The sequence below is a fragment of the Pseudomonas fjordensis genome, assembly GCF_976987115.1.
Genome location: NZ_OZ336860.1, coordinates 4,636,397 through 4,649,570 on the forward strand (window position 1 = coordinate 4,636,397; position 13,174 = coordinate 4,649,570).

Annotated in this window: 14 protein-coding genes; 9 read left to right on the forward strand and 5 right to left on the reverse strand. The window is 61.4% G+C overall.

Annotated features, from left to right (window positions below; all coding sequences use genetic code 11):
- The first annotated feature begins 28 nt into the window (after positions 1-28).
- Positions 29-991, forward strand: coding sequence for an alpha/beta hydrolase (locus tag ACWHXD_RS21135; protein ID WP_138762433.1), 963 nt, complete (start codon positions 29-31; stop codon positions 989-991).
- Positions 992-1,090: 99 nt separating this feature from the next.
- Positions 1,091-1,894: a hypothetical protein gene (locus ACWHXD_RS21140; RefSeq protein ID WP_032896017.1), complete on the forward strand. Its 804-nt coding sequence runs from the start codon at positions 1,091-1,093 to the stop codon at positions 1,892-1,894.
- Positions 1,895-2,424: 530 nt separating this feature from the next.
- Here ACWHXD_RS21140 and prmB read toward each other — a convergent pair.
- Complete coding sequence (gene prmB, locus ACWHXD_RS21145; protein ID WP_047711471.1) at positions 2,425-3,333, reverse strand: 50S ribosomal protein L3 N(5)-glutamine methyltransferase; 909 nt, start codon at positions 3,331-3,333, stop codon at positions 2,425-2,427.
- Between the two features lie 239 nt (positions 3,334-3,572).
- Between prmB and ACWHXD_RS21150 the strand changes: the two genes are divergently transcribed.
- From ACWHXD_RS21150 to ACWHXD_RS21170, 5 genes are all read left to right on the forward strand, one after another.
- On the forward strand, positions 3,573-4,163 hold the full coding sequence (locus ACWHXD_RS21150) for a cysteine hydrolase family protein (RefSeq protein ID WP_003192792.1): 591 nt from the start codon (positions 3,573-3,575) through the stop codon (positions 4,161-4,163).
- Between the two features lie 136 nt (positions 4,164-4,299).
- Positions 4,300-4,620, forward strand: coding sequence for a hypothetical protein (locus ACWHXD_RS21155; RefSeq protein WP_032896015.1), 321 nt, complete (start codon positions 4,300-4,302; stop codon positions 4,618-4,620).
- 75 nt (positions 4,621-4,695) lie between these two features.
- On the forward strand, positions 4,696-5,253 hold the full coding sequence (locus ACWHXD_RS21160; protein WP_003192796.1) for a Smr/MutS family protein: 558 nt from the start codon (positions 4,696-4,698) through the stop codon (positions 5,251-5,253).
- A 78-nt stretch (positions 5,254-5,331) separates the two neighbouring features.
- Positions 5,332-5,877 (forward strand): GTP cyclohydrolase I FolE, encoded by a 546-nt coding sequence (gene folE / locus ACWHXD_RS21165; protein WP_003192797.1) that lies wholly within the window; start codon positions 5,332-5,334, stop codon positions 5,875-5,877.
- 101 nt (positions 5,878-5,978) lie between these two features.
- Positions 5,979-6,350, forward strand: a complete 372-nt coding sequence (locus ACWHXD_RS21170; RefSeq protein WP_138762435.1) for a glutathione S-transferase N-terminal domain-containing protein — start codon at positions 5,979-5,981, stop codon at positions 6,348-6,350.
- A 468-nt stretch (positions 6,351-6,818) separates the two neighbouring features.
- Here ACWHXD_RS21170 and ACWHXD_RS21175 read toward each other — a convergent pair whose 3' ends face one another.
- The 3 genes from ACWHXD_RS21175 to ACWHXD_RS21185 are packed head-to-tail and all read right to left on the reverse strand — an operon-like array spanning position 6,819 to position 9,755.
- Positions 6,819-7,139 (reverse strand): AtuA-related protein, encoded by a 321-nt coding sequence (locus ACWHXD_RS21175; protein WP_138762436.1) that lies wholly within the window; start codon positions 7,137-7,139, stop codon positions 6,819-6,821.
- Positions 7,136-8,461, reverse strand: coding sequence for an acyclic terpene utilization AtuA family protein (locus ACWHXD_RS21180; protein ID WP_138762437.1), 1,326 nt, complete (start codon positions 8,459-8,461; stop codon positions 7,136-7,138). Before ACWHXD_RS21180 ends, ACWHXD_RS21175 begins: the two co-directional genes overlap by 4 nt.
- A 1-nt stretch (position 8,462) precedes the next feature.
- Entirely contained in the window at positions 8,463-9,755 is a 1,293-nt protein-coding gene (locus ACWHXD_RS21185) for a CitMHS family transporter (protein ID WP_098950763.1), read from the reverse strand.
- 125 nt (positions 9,756-9,880) lie between these two features.
- Here ACWHXD_RS21185 and ACWHXD_RS21190 point away from each other — a divergent pair, with 125 nt between their 5' ends.
- On the forward strand, positions 9,881-10,777 hold the full coding sequence (locus tag ACWHXD_RS21190; RefSeq protein ID WP_032896009.1) for a LysR family transcriptional regulator: 897 nt from the start codon (positions 9,881-9,883) through the stop codon (positions 10,775-10,777).
- A 107-nt stretch (positions 10,778-10,884) separates the two neighbouring features.
- On the opposite strand, the gene ACWHXD_RS21195 is transcribed toward ACWHXD_RS21190, so the two are convergent.
- Positions 10,885-11,487 (reverse strand): glutathione S-transferase family protein, encoded by a 603-nt coding sequence (locus tag ACWHXD_RS21195; protein ID WP_098950761.1) that lies wholly within the window; start codon positions 11,485-11,487, stop codon positions 10,885-10,887.
- Positions 11,488-11,777: 290 nt separating this feature from the next.
- Here ACWHXD_RS21195 and ACWHXD_RS21200 point away from each other — a divergent pair, with 290 nt between their 5' ends.
- On the forward strand, positions 11,778-13,124 hold the full coding sequence (locus ACWHXD_RS21200; protein WP_003192809.1) for an NCS2 family permease: 1,347 nt from the start codon (positions 11,778-11,780) through the stop codon (positions 13,122-13,124).
- Positions 13,125-13,174: the final 50 nt, after the last annotated feature.

Here is a 13,174-nt window from a genome sequence, read left to right on the forward strand (position 1 = left end):
CAACCGGCACCTCTCCAATGATGGCGCTATGATGCTGCGAGTTCTGCTGTTCACCCTCACCCTGTTTACCGCCGTGGCCCAGGCCGCCTCCCCTGTGGTGCTGCAACGCCCGATCAGCCTGGACACCGGCAGCGGCCAACTCTTTGGCTCGTTGCTGTTGCCGCAATCGGATAAACCGGTGCCGGTGGTGCTGATCATCGCCGGCTCCGGCCCCACCGACCGCAACGGCAACAGCGCCGACGGCGCGCGCAATGACAGCCTCAAGCGCCTGGCCTGGGTGCTGGCCAGGCATAACATCGCCAGCGTGCGCTACGACAAGCGCGGCGTGGCCGCGAGCCTGGCGGCCACGCCGGACGAGCGCAACCTGACCCTGGAGGCCTATGTGGCCGACGCCGTGGCCTGGGGCAAGTTGCTCAAGGCCGACAAGCGCATGGGCCCGCTGATTGTGCTGGGCCACAGTGAGGGCGCGCTGGTCGCCGCCCTCGCCGCGCCCCAGTTGGAACCGGCCGGGGTCATTTCCTTGTCTGGCAGCGCCCGCCCGGTGGACCAGGTCATCCGCCAGCAACTGGCCGATCACTTGCCCCCTGCCCTGCTGCTGCGCAGCAATGAAATCCTCGATCACCTCAAGGCCGGCCAGGTGGACGCCGATGTGCCGCGCCCGCTGGAAGGCATTTTCCGACCCAGCGTGCAGCCGTATCTGATCAGCCTGTTCCGCGCCGATCCGTCGGCCGCTTTTGCCTGCCTGGATATGCCGGCGCTGATTATCCAGGGCACCAACGATATCCAGGTTGGCGTAGGCGATGCCAGACAACTGAAGAAGGCCAAGCCCGACGCGCAGTTGACGGTGATCGAAGGCATGAACCACGTGATGCGCATCGTGCCCAATAACGTGAAGCAGCAACTGGCCTCCTACAACGACCCGAAACTACCGCTGGCTGCGGAGCTAGGCCAACGTATCGTCAGCTTTATCGAAGGACTTCAACCCCGTTAAGCGGCAATTGGCCTCCAGTCCTGGAAAAAACGGCCGATAAGTCCAGAGTCGACAGTAAAAAGACTGTCGGCTCGCAGGGCTTGGACAGGATCGCGCCGCATGACAACCACCGAAACAACACCCGAATCGACCGCCGAGACCCCGGCCGCAACCGAGGCTAGCGCAGCAGCGGCACTGCCGTGGGCCGACGTTCACGCCGAACATTTCAAGATGCTGCGCCTGGCCCCACTGGCCACCGACCGCGCCACCGGCGCACGGCCCTTGCGCTTTGTGCAGTTCGGCTATGCCGAACGCCATGACAAACACCACAGCCTGTTGCGCATGGTCATCCAGTTACCGGGCCAGCGCGTACGGCGCGAGCAGAACCATTTGGATATCTGGGTGGATCACGATAAACACCGCGTGCACTTCGGCCCCGGCAACAGCCTGGAAATCGAGCCGGCCAACCGCGGTATCGGGCGATTCCTGGTGGCCCAAGGCGCTGCCTGGGCGAAGAAGAAGTGGTCCCACTACCGCGTCGACGGCGTGGACCTGGCCAACAAAGACGCCCTCAACGAAGCCACGCGCCTGCGCCGCGATCACTTCCTGCGCATCCAAGGTTTCGATGTGGCCTACGCCGATGTGCAGCACCTCAAAGGCAATGTGCAACCGGGCAAGGTCAGCGACGTGCTGGACAGTTGGAACACCGAGAAAGTGCAGTTCGTGGAGATCCTGGAAGCCGCGCAAATGCTGCAACAGGCCGAGCAGAACCTGGCGGAGCAGGAAGTGAAGCTGCGCAAGGAAGAGGAGAAAGTCACCAAGTTCAAGCGAGAAGACAGCGGGCTGCGCTTTACCATCACCTGCCTGGTGGCGTTTACGGTGTTCCAAGCGGGGTTGTTGATCTGGATTGCCACACACCGTTAACAGACTGAAATACGATCCAATGTGGGAGCTGGCTTGCCTGCTCCCACAGTTAACCGCGCCCGACCACACACTCCACGATGCGAAGCGAGCCGCTCTTGATCTTGCTTTTGATCTGCTTTTGATCTGAAGCGCCCCGTTAAACCACGCTGGCCGGAATTCGACAGGGATTTGGGGGGTAAACCGGCAGGGATGCCGGTTTAGCCGCCCCGCGCCATGGATGGCGCGTGGCGGCGGCCCCCCAAATCACTGGCGGATTACGGGCACACCGAGCCTAAGCGAGGTGCCGAGTGGTGGGGCAAGAGCGTTTTGCTTACTTTTGCGCTGTTCAAAAGTGAGCCGCCGTCAGGGCGGAACCCTAGGTGGCCGTTACCGCAGCAATGGATATGTACCCAATCCAACTGTGTTGACTGCCAAGCCGCCTTCGCGAGCAAGCCCCCACAGTTGGATTGCGGAGCGTCAGGTAGATAGGCGTCGGCTGACAGGCCGCTATCGCAGGCAAGCCAGCTCCCACATTGACCGCGTTTGTGCAGTTATACCCGCGCGGCAAATACTGCCTGGTGCGCACGGCACTGTTCAGCCGTGAGCATGAACACCCCATGCCCACCGCGCTTGAAGTCCAGCCAGGCAAAGTCCACTTCCGGGTACAGCGCCTCGACATGCACCTGGCTGTTACCCACTTCGACAATCAGCAAGCCCTTCTCGGTCAGATGGTCCGCCGCTTCAGCCAGCATCCGACGTACCAGGTTCAGGCCGTCGTCACCGCAGGCCAGGCCCAGTTCCGGTTCGTGCTGGTATTCATCGGGCATGTCGGCGAAATCTTCGGCATCCACGTAGGGCGGGTTCGACACAATGAGGTCGAAACGCTGGCCGGGCAAACCGTCAAAACCATCGCCCTGCACGGTGTAGACGCGCTCGTCGACGCCATGGCGCTCGATATTCTGGTTCGCCACTTCCAGGGCTTCGAAGGACAGGTCTCCCAGCACCACTTCGGCCTCCGGGAATTCATAGGCACAGGCAATGCCGATGCAGCCGGAGCCGGTGCACAGGTCGAGGATGCGTGCCGGCGGCTGGGCCAGCCAGGGTTCAAAACGGTCTTCAATCAGCTCGCCTATCGGTGAACGCGGAATCAGTACGCGCTCATCGACGATAAACGACATGCCGCAAAACCAGGCTTCGTTCAACAGGTATGCGGTAGGCACTCGCTCATGGATACGCCGATGCAGCAGGCGCTGCACGTGGGAGATTTCCTCTTCTTCCAGGTTGCAATCCAAATAGCTGTCGGCGATTTCCCACGGCAGGTGCAAGGCGCCCAGCACCAATTGCCGGGCTTCGTCCCAGGCATTGTCGGTGCCATGGCCAAAAAACAGGTCTTCCCCATGGAAACGGCTGACAGCCCAACGAATATGGTCGCGCAAGGTGCGCAGGCGGGAAGTGATCACGGGGCAAGCTCCTGGAAAAAACGACTGGCGATTCTAACAGCCTTCACCTGTACCGACGATGTACGAAACACCTGGCACCGTACGTCGGATTTCATCCAATTTGCCCGCATTGTGTTAAACAGGCCTGCCTCTTGACATGGCTGCACGCCAGCAACGGCGTACCTTACGATAGTAGCGATTCACAGAAGCGCTCAGCCAGTGGACAATGTCGCAAAAGCCCCACTCACAGGAGCCCCAGAATGTCCGTTCCAAAGACGATGTTTCAACTCAGCGGTCGCGGTTACGCAGCAGCCAACCTCAATCATGCGACCCTGGTGATCATCGACGCCCAGAAAGAATACCTCAGCGGCCCGCTCGCCCTCTCGGGCATGGACGCAGCGGTGCAGAACATCAAGCAACTGGTGACCGCAGCGCGCAGTGCCGGGCGCCCGATTGTGCACGTGCGCCACCTGGGCACCGTGGGCGGCCTGTTTGACCCCCAGGGCGAGCGCGGCGAATTCATTCCGGGCCTTGAGCCTGAAGGTGACGAAACCATCATCGGCAAACTGCTGCCCAGCGCCTTCCATGGCACCGGCCTGGAAAAACACCTGCAAGACCTGGGCTCACTGGACCTGATCGTCTGCGGTTTCATGAGCCACTCCAGCGTCAGCACCACCGTGCGCGCCGCCAAGAACCTGGGCTTTCGCTGCACCCTGGTGGAAGACGCCTGCGCTACCCGCGACCTGCCGTACAAAGGCGGCATCCTGAGCGCCGAGCACGTGCAGCAAACTGAAATGGCCATCATGGCCGACAACTTCGCCACCCTGGCGCTGGCCAAAGATCTGATCTGATCCCGTTGGCGGTGAGCGGCGTGTTTATTGCTCCGCTCATCCGCAAAGCCCTTTCATTTGGCGCATTTACCCCTCCCCCCGGAACAACCTGTGTATCTTCCGGTCGAAGGGCCGATACCCTGGAGGAAAGGTCGGAATGAAGATATCCGATGGTTTTGATGCTCGTCGCTTGCGCCCCAAGGGCCCGAGCAATTGGCGTCTGCGCCTGGTAGCGTGCATTGCCGCGTTGCTGGCGATAGTAGGCTTGTTGTTGGCGGGCGCTGGTGGCGCCGGCCTGTTTGGACGTTCGCCGGCACTCGGCGAACTGAATGCCAGCCCGGGCGGCTCGGCGCTCCTGCTGGGTGTCGGCTTGCTGGTGCTGTGGTTGGGTGTGTGGCTGTGGCGTCGCAGCCGTCGGAAAATGCGCCAACCGCTGTCGTTGAATATCGCCTCTCACCTGATGAAAAAGCACGACTGATGGCGCTTGGATAGCGTTTCCTGCGCCCTGGCCGCCGCGATTTAGGTAAACTGCCCGCCCTTCGCGGAGGCTGACATGCAAGACGACGATTTTTCCCTGTTCAAAAACGAGCTGCGCGGCGTCAAGCCGATCAAGCACGACCGCGCCGACACCGGCAAACCCAAGACTGACCGGGCGCAGATCGCCAAGCTGCGCCAGGCCGCGACCGTGCGCACCGATGCCACTACCGTGGACGGCCTGTCAGACCAGTTTGTGATCGACGTCGGCCCTGAAGATGAACTGATGTGGGCCCGCGACGGCGTGCAGGAAAGCCAGATGCGCAAGCTCAAGGCCGGCCAGATCCCCTTTGAAGGCAGCCTCGACCTGCACGGCATGACCGTAGAAAAAGCCCGGGAAACCCTCTGGGCCTTCCTGGCCGAAGCGACCAAATTCGAAATTCGCTGCGTGCGCGTCACCCATGGCAAGGCTGTGCGGCTGGACGGCAAGCGGCCGATGATCAAGAGCCACGTCAACACCTGGCTGCGCCAGCATGCCCAGGTGCTCGGCTTTACCTCCTGCCAGGCCCGTCACGGCGGTGCCGGCGCGGTGTATGTGATGCTCAAGCGCACCATGATGGAAGGGCGCGACGAGTAACAAGTGCCATCGTCAGGCTTGCAGCGATGTGTCCGCCACCGTAACCTTGCGCTTTGCGAAAATCCCACAGGTAGTTTCATGTCCCTGGAACAGAATTACACAGAGATTCTCGGCCAACTCGGCGAGGACGTGTCCCGCGAGGGCCTGCTCGACACGCCAAAGCGTGCCGCCAAGGCAATGCAGTACCTCTGCCGCGGCTATGAACAGACACTCGAAGAAGTCACCAACGGTGCCTTGTTCAGCTCTGACAACAGCGAAATGGTGCTGGTCAAGGACATCGAGCTGTACTCGTTGTGCGAACACCACCTATTGCCGTTTATCGGCAAGGCCCACGTGGCGTATATCCCGAGCGGCAAAGTGCTGGGCCTGTCGAAGGTCGCGCGCATTGTCGACATGTATGCACGCCGCCTGCAGATCCAGGAAAACCTCAGCCGCCAGATCGCTGACGCCGTGTTGGAAGTGACAGGCGCCCTGGGCGTCGCCGTGGTGATCGAGGCCAAGCACATGTGCATGATGATGCGCGGTGTCGAGAAACAGAATTCGTCGATGATCACCTCGGTGATGCTGGGTGAGTTCCGCGAAAACGCGGCCACCCGCAGCGAATTTCTCAGCCTGATCAAATAACCGGCCAGGCAGGAAAAAACCGGCGTTCATCGCCGGTTTTTTTTCGCCTGCAGAAATCAGGTAAGCTGCGCCCCCTCAGTCATGGGCAAGAGGTTTCAGCCATGTTCGTCAAAGCACTTCGAGTGGGCCTCGGCCACGTCATCATCGCGGGCGACTTTCTTACCCGCCCACGCAAAAAACAACGCCCTGCCGAACAACAGGCCAAGGTCAATGCTGCCGCCAAGGACCTGACCCTGTATCAGTTCCACGCCTGCCCGTTCTGCGTGAAGACCCGTCGCACCCTGCACCGCCTGAATGTGCCGGTCGCCTTGAGGGACGCGAAGAACAACGAACAGGACCGCCAGACCCTGCTGGAGCAAGGCGGCAAGATCAAAGTGCCGTGCCTGCGCATCGAAGAGAACGGCCAGACCACCTGGATGTATGACTCCAAGGTGATCATCGAGTATCTGGACAAGCGCTTCGCGGCGATCTGAAGCACACGGCCACACACTCCACGATGCGAAGCGAGTCGCTCTTGATCTTGATCTGCTTTTGATCTTAGGCGCCCCGTTAAACCACGCTGGCCGAACGCAGGCTTGAATTCGTGGGTAACCCGGCAGGACGCCGGGTTAGCCGCCCCGCGCCATGGATGGCGCGTGGCGGCGGCCCACGGATTCAAGCCTGTGTTCGGGCACACCGAGCCTAAGCGAGGTGCCGAGTGGTGGGGCAAGAGCCTTTTGCTTACTTTTGGGCTCCTTTCAAAAGTGAGCCGCCGTCAGGGCGGAACTCTAAGTAGCCGTTACCGCAGCAATGGATATGTACACAATCCAACTGCGTCGCCTGCCAGGCCGCCTTCGCGAGCAAGCCCGCTCCCACAGTTGGACCGTGGGGTATCGGGTAGATAAGCGTTGGCTTTCAGGCCGTCTTCGCAGGCAAGCCACCACATTTGCTCTGCGGTGTTCTTAAGTCGGTATTGCCAGGTCTAGATCCAGCAGTGCCGAGCCCAGGCACTTGCCGTGGGCATCCAGCGCCAGCGAGCGGGTCACGCCGCCACGCAGGATGCCCGGCAACACGAAGTTAAGCGCCTGCACGTTCGGCAATTCATAACGCCGAACCGGCTCAGCGCCGGGTTCCAGTAAATCCGCGAAGAACGCTGCCACGCGCTCGGCCGTCAGCTGTTCGCACAGCAACGGATAGTCTTGCACGCGATAGGCAATGATCGAGATGTTCGACGTATCGCCCTTATCCCCGGTGCGGGAATGGGCCAGCGTATGCAGTTTCATTCTTCAATCCTCGGTTTGACCGCTTCACGGGGCAACAGCAACGACGCCACCGCCACCACCTGGCGCACGCTCTTGCTCGCCCCACCGCCGCCGGCCGGGCCGTTGGTGTAGAGGGTCTCTACTTCATTGCCAACCCGTACGGCATCGCCGCGCTCGTCACACCGGGCGGCGACCCGCAGGCGCACCTCCCAAGGCTCGACGCTGCTGCGTGGGCCGTGCAGTGAGTCCATGCCGATCAACTCGGCGCGCAGGTCCTGCATCTTTACGCCGATCAACGCCAGGCGCTTGAGCACCACTTCCCGCGCCAACTCGGCCCGTGCGACAGCACCGGGACCGCCGTAGGACATCTGCCCCTCACCGATCCAACCGTCCAGATAACCGACGCTGACCTTCAGTAGATCAGGCCGGGCACGCCCACTGGCTCCCTGGGCGCGCACCCGGTCCACGCCCTCCTCGACAAACCCCACCCCGGAAAAATCAGCCGTCACATCCGGGGTCAAATAGGCTGCCGGGTCGTGAACTTCGTAAATCAGTTGTTCGGCGCAGGTCGCGCGGCTGACCCGCCCACCGGAGCCTGCCACCTTGGTGATCACTGCATTGCCGTCGGCGTCGACCTCGGCCAGGGGAAAGCCCAGGCGTGCCAGATCCTCCACATCCTTGAAGCCGGGATCGGCGAAGTAACCCCCACTGACCTGCCCCGCGCACTCCAGCAAATGCCCCACCAACGTGCCCCGGCCCAACCGCTGCCAATCATCGAAGGCCCAGCCGAATTCAAACATCTGCGGCGCCAGGAACAGCGAAGGGTCGGCCACGCGCCCGGTGATCACCACATCGGCGTCGGCGCGTAGCGCCTCAACAATGCCCTCCACGCCCAGGTAAGCATTCGCGGAAATCAGCCGCTCGCCCAGCGCACCCACGGTCTGGCCGTTATCCAGCATCTGCTCGGTAGGCAAGGCGTGCAGCACGTCATCGCCGACCACGGCCACAACCTTGAGGCCCAGGCCCAGCTCGCCCGCAATACGCCGTACTTCCCTGGCCGCCGCCAGCGGGTTGGCCGCGCCCATGTTGGTGATCACCCGCAGGCGTCGACGTCCCACCCGCTGCCCCACAAAGGGCAAGACACGGCGCATGCGCTCAGCCAGCAGCGGGTCATAACCGCCCTGCGGGTCGCTGATACGCGCCTGTTGCGCCAGGGCGATGGTACGTTCGGCCAGGCATTCGAAGACCAGGTAATCCAGGTCGCCGTGTTCGGCCAGTTCCACGGCAGGTTCTATACGGTCGCCGGAGTAGCCGGCGCCGGAGCCGATGCGCAAGGTGTTCATCTCAAATCACTCCCAGGAGCAACGCCGTCAGGGTCATCAACACCGAAGCGGCAAACAGGAAAGGAATGGTGAAGCGCTGGTGATCGGCCAGTTCGATCTTGCACAGGCCCACCAGCAGGAAGGTCGCAGGCGTCAGCGGGCTGACCGGAAAACCGGTGGTGTGCACGCCCAGCAGCGAAGCCTGGGCCACTTGCAGCGGGTCGACGCCCAGGGCCTTGCCGACTTCGGCGATCACCGGCATCACGCCGAAATAGTAAGAGTCGGGGTCAAACAACATGCTCAGGGGCATGGACAAAAAACCCACGACGGCCGGGATCAATTTGCCGTGGCCCGCCGGGATCTGCGCCACCGCCACTTCGGCGATGGCCTTGAGCATGCCGGTGCCTTGCATGATGCCGGTAAATACCCCGGCGGCGAGCAGGATACTGGCCATGGTCAGCGCGGTTTTCGCATGGGCGTCGATGCGCGCACGCTGGGCGTCGACGTTGGGGTAGTTGATGCACAACGCAACCACCGTGCCGAGCATGAACATCACCACCGGGTCGACCCAGCCGGCGATCATTACCACCATCACCAGCACAGTGAGGATCAGGTTGACCCAGAACAGCCGTGGACGACGCAGCTTGATGTCGTCATCGCTGAGCACTCGTTGCGGTACCGCCTCCACGCTGGAACCCGCGCCCAGGCCCAAGCGTTTTTCTTCACGATGGCCCAGCCACCAGGCGCAGGCGAAGACAAAGATCAGCCCGACGATCTGCACCGGGATCAATGGCTGGAACAGGTCGGCCACCGGCACATGCAGCGCCGCCGAAGAACGCAGCACCGGGCCGGTCCAGGGCAGGAAGTTGACCCCGGCGGCCATCGCACACACGCAGGCGAGGATGCGTTTATCTATGCCCAGGCGCGTATACAGCGGCAGCATCGCCGGCACTGTCACCAGAAAGGTCACCGCGCCAGAGCCGTCCAGGTGTACCAGCAACGCCAAGGTCGCAGTACCGACGACAATCCGTGTAGGACGGGTCCCGACCGTGCGCAGGATGCGATCAATAATGGGATCGAGCATGCCCGCATCGGTCATGATCCCGAAAAACAGGATCGCGAACACAAACATGCCCACCACGGGGGCGACGTTCTTGATACCGGTAATGATGAAGGCGCTGGTCTGCAGGCCGAAGCCACCGAGCAGTGCAGCGATGATCGGCAAGGCGATCAGGGCCACCAGCGGCGAGAGGCGTTTGCTCATGACGGCAGCGAGCAGGCACAGGATGGTGATGACACCCAGGGTTGCGAGCATGGGTTACTCCAGGGCGGCCTGGTTGGCCGGTTATTGTTTTCCCTGGAGTATTGGAATCGCGCTAGGCTTTGTAAATTGCAATATTCAGTCACCAGCGTTCGGAAAAACAAAATGAAGCGACGCTTATGAAAAACAGCATCCAGCACATTCAAGCCTTCCTCGCGGTTGCCCGTACGGGCAGCTTCACCAAGGCGGCCAACGAACTGCATCTGTCGCCGTCGGCCCTCACCGTGCAGGTGCAGCAACTGGAAGACTGGCTCGGCGTCGCCCTGCTCGACCGCAGCCCGCGCCATGTGAGCATTACCGCTGCGGGCCAGGACGCGCGCGGGCCCATGGAAAAACTGCTGCTGGACCTGGACAACATCGTCACCGGCTCCCGCGACCTGGCCGCCTTGCGCCGTGGCGTGGTGACCATCGCCGCCCTGCCCTCAGTTTGCGCCGGCGCTCTGCCCCCGGCCTTGCGCCTGTTCCGCGAACGCTTCGCCGGCATCGAAGTGCGCCTGCATGACCTGGTGGCCCAACGCATTCACGCAAAGGTTCGCAACGGCGAAGTGGATTTCGGCATCGGCGTGCGCGCCCGCCTGAGCCACGGCCTGGACTTCGTGCCGGTGCTCAATGATCGGCTGTGCGCGTTTGTGCCGTCGGGTCATGCGCTCGCCCATCACCGCCAATTGACCCTGGAGCAACTGGCAGACCAGCCGATCATCCTGACCGGGCGCGACAGCAGTGTGCGCGAGCAAGTGGATACGTTGTTCGATGAGACACGGCTGACGTTGAACGCCGGCATGGAAGCCAACTACATGTCGACCGTATTGGCCCTGGTGCGCCAGGGGTTGGGCATCAGTGTGCTGCCGGAATCGGCGGCGGATAGCCTGGAGGGTTTGCAGCGGATCAGCATCGATCATCCCGGGGTGAATCGGGAGATCGGCTTGATCAGCCGCAGCGGGATGGGCTTGAGCCCGGCGGCGCAGCGCTGCTTTGAACTGCTAAATAGAGAATTATCTGACTCACCATTGAGCTAAATGTGGGAGCGGGCTTGCTCGCGAATGCGCAGTGTCAGTCACTGAATACTGAGACTGACCCACCGCATTCGCGAGCAAGCCCGCTCCCACAGTTTGACGGCGTTAACTCAGTCGAGCATCGCCACGTACTTGGGATGGCTGGCCACCCGCTGCAACCATGCCTGTACACCCGGATAAGCATCCAGATCAAAGCCGCCCTCTTGGGCCACATGGGTATAGGCATACAACGCCACATCGGCGATGGAGAATTGGTCGCCTACCAGATACGGGGTCAACTGCAGTTGGCGCTCCATCACCTTAAGGGCCTTGTAGCCGCCTTTGTGCAGTTTCTTGTATTCCTCCAGGCGATCTTCCGGCAGCCCCAGGTAGAACTGAATAAACCGCGCCACCGCAATGTAGGGCTCATGGCTGTACTGCTCGAAAAACTGCCACTGCAATACCTGGGTACGCAGGCGCGGTTCGGTGGGCAGGAATTCGCTGCCATCGGCGAGGAAGTTGAGGATCGCGTTGGACTCCCACAGGCAGGTGCCGTCTTCAAGCTCCAATACCGGGACCTTGCCATTGGGGTTCTTGGCCAGGAACTCAGGGGTCTGGGTATCGCCCTTGAGGATATCGATATCGATCCATTCATACGGGATGCCCAACAGAGTGAGCATCAATTTGACCTTGTAGCAATTGCCCGACTTGTAATCGCCATAAACCTTGTACATGGGGCTCCCCTTTTCGCCGCGCTGACCGAATGCTTGCGCCCACAAGGTGCGGGTATCGAGAGCTTGTTTCAAGGCGTGCCGCAGAATAAATCCCCTGGCGTGGGCCTTTCATCCCTTTTCGCCCAGATAATCGAAAACATTATTTGCTTTATTTGTATACAAAAGCATAATTCGCTTCGTGCGAGTTCCTGACCTTTTGGTCAACAAACCCGCCAGTACCTCAAAGCGCCGTTGCCCACTCATGTAACCGGCGCTGGAAATAACAATAAAACGATTGAGGAGTACTCGCTGTGGATAGCCGCAAAACCGAAGCCCCTACGTTGGACCTGGCCGCGCCCCGAGGCGGTTGGCTGGAACGCCTGTTCAAACTGCGCTTGCATGGCACCACAGTGAAGACCGAGCTGATCGCCGGCCTCACCACCTTTATCACCATGGCCTACATCATCTTCGTCAACCCCAATATCATGGCCGATGCCGGTATCGATCACGGCGCGGCCTTCGTCGCCACCTGCATCGCGGCGGCGCTGGGTTGCCTGCTGATGGGCCTGTACGCCAACTGGCCCGTGGGCCTGGCGCCGGGCATGGGCTTGAACGCGTTTTTCACCTACACCGTGGTCGGCACCATGGGCTACACCTGGGAGACCGCCCTCGGCGCGGTGTTTATTTCCGGCGTGCTGTTCATGATCCTGACGCTGTCGCGCATCCGCGAGTGGCTGCTCAACAGCATTCCGGTCAGCCTGCGCCATGCCATGGGCGCCGGCGTGGGCTTGTTCCTGGGGGTGATCGGCCTGAAAACCGCCGGCATCATCGTCGACAGCCCCGCCACGCTGATCAAGCTCGGTTCCCTGCACGAGCCGGCACCGCTGCTGGCGGCCGTGTGTTTCCTGCTGATCGCCATCCTCAGTTATCACCGCGTCTTCGGCGCCATCCTGATCAGCATCATCGCCGTAACCCTGGCCGGCTGGGGCCTGGGCCTGGTGCACTACAACGGCATTCTCGCCACCCCACCGAGCCTGGCACCGACCTGGATGGCAATGGACGTGATGGGTGTGTTCAATGTGAGCATGATCAGCGTGGTATTTGCCTTTCTTTTTGTACACATGTTCGACACTGCCGGTACACTGATGGGCGTTGCGCAACGCGCAGGCCTGGTGAATGCCGATGGCAAGATCGACAACCTGTCGCGCGCATTGAAGGCTGACAGTGCGTCCAGCGTGTTCGGCGCCATGGTCGGTGTGCCGCCGGTGACCAGTTATGTGGAAAGTGCCGCGGGTGTGGCTGCCGGCGGCCGTACGGGTTTGACTGCAGTGACCGTGGGTGTGCTGTTCGTGGCGGCGATGTTTTTCGCGCCGCTGGCCGGCATGATCCCTGCCTACGCAACGGCCGGCGCGCTGATTTATGTTGCGATGCTGATGATGGCGAGCATGGCCCATATCAATTGGGATGAGGCTACCGACAGCATTCCGGCGATCGTCACCGCGATCATGATGCCGCTGACGTTTTCGGTCGCCGACGGCATCGCCCTGGGCTTTATCACGTATGTGGCGTTGAAGGCCGGCACCGGCAAGTACCGCGAGATTTCCATCAGCCTGTGGGTGCTGTGCGCGATCTTTATCGCCAAGTTCATCTTCCTGTAGTTCGGGAACGGCTGAAAAACCGCCTCACCTTCGGGTGGGGCTTTTGCATG

Coding starts and splice junctions, on each gene's coding strand:
- ACWHXD_RS21135 (WP_138762433.1), top strand. CDS start 29: ATGATGCTGCGAGTTCTGCTGTTCACCCTCACCCTGTTTACCGCCGTG.
- ACWHXD_RS21140 (WP_032896017.1), top strand. CDS start 1,091: ATGACAACCACCGAAACAACACCCGAATCGACCGCCGAGACCCCGGCC.
- ACWHXD_RS21150 (WP_003192792.1), top strand. CDS start 3,573: ATGTCCGTTCCAAAGACGATGTTTCAACTCAGCGGTCGCGGTTACGCA.
- ACWHXD_RS21155 (WP_032896015.1), top strand. CDS start 4,300: ATGAAGATATCCGATGGTTTTGATGCTCGTCGCTTGCGCCCCAAGGGC.
- ACWHXD_RS21160 (WP_003192796.1), top strand. CDS start 4,696: ATGCAAGACGACGATTTTTCCCTGTTCAAAAACGAGCTGCGCGGCGTC.
- folE (WP_003192797.1), top strand. CDS start 5,332: ATGTCCCTGGAACAGAATTACACAGAGATTCTCGGCCAACTCGGCGAG.
- ACWHXD_RS21170 (WP_138762435.1), top strand. CDS start 5,979: ATGTTCGTCAAAGCACTTCGAGTGGGCCTCGGCCACGTCATCATCGCG.
- ACWHXD_RS21175 (WP_138762436.1), bottom strand. CDS start 7,139: ATGAAACTGCATACGCTGGCCCATTCCCGCACCGGGGATAAGGGCGAT.
- ACWHXD_RS21180 (WP_138762437.1), bottom strand. CDS start 8,461: ATGAACACCTTGCGCATCGGCTCCGGCGCCGGCTACTCCGGCGACCGT.
- ACWHXD_RS21185 (WP_098950763.1), bottom strand. CDS start 9,755: ATGCTCGCAACCCTGGGTGTCATCACCATCCTGTGCCTGCTCGCTGCC.
- ACWHXD_RS21190 (WP_032896009.1), top strand. CDS start 9,881: ATGAAAAACAGCATCCAGCACATTCAAGCCTTCCTCGCGGTTGCCCGT.
- ACWHXD_RS21195 (WP_098950761.1), bottom strand. CDS start 11,487: ATGTACAAGGTTTATGGCGATTACAAGTCGGGCAATTGCTACAAGGTC.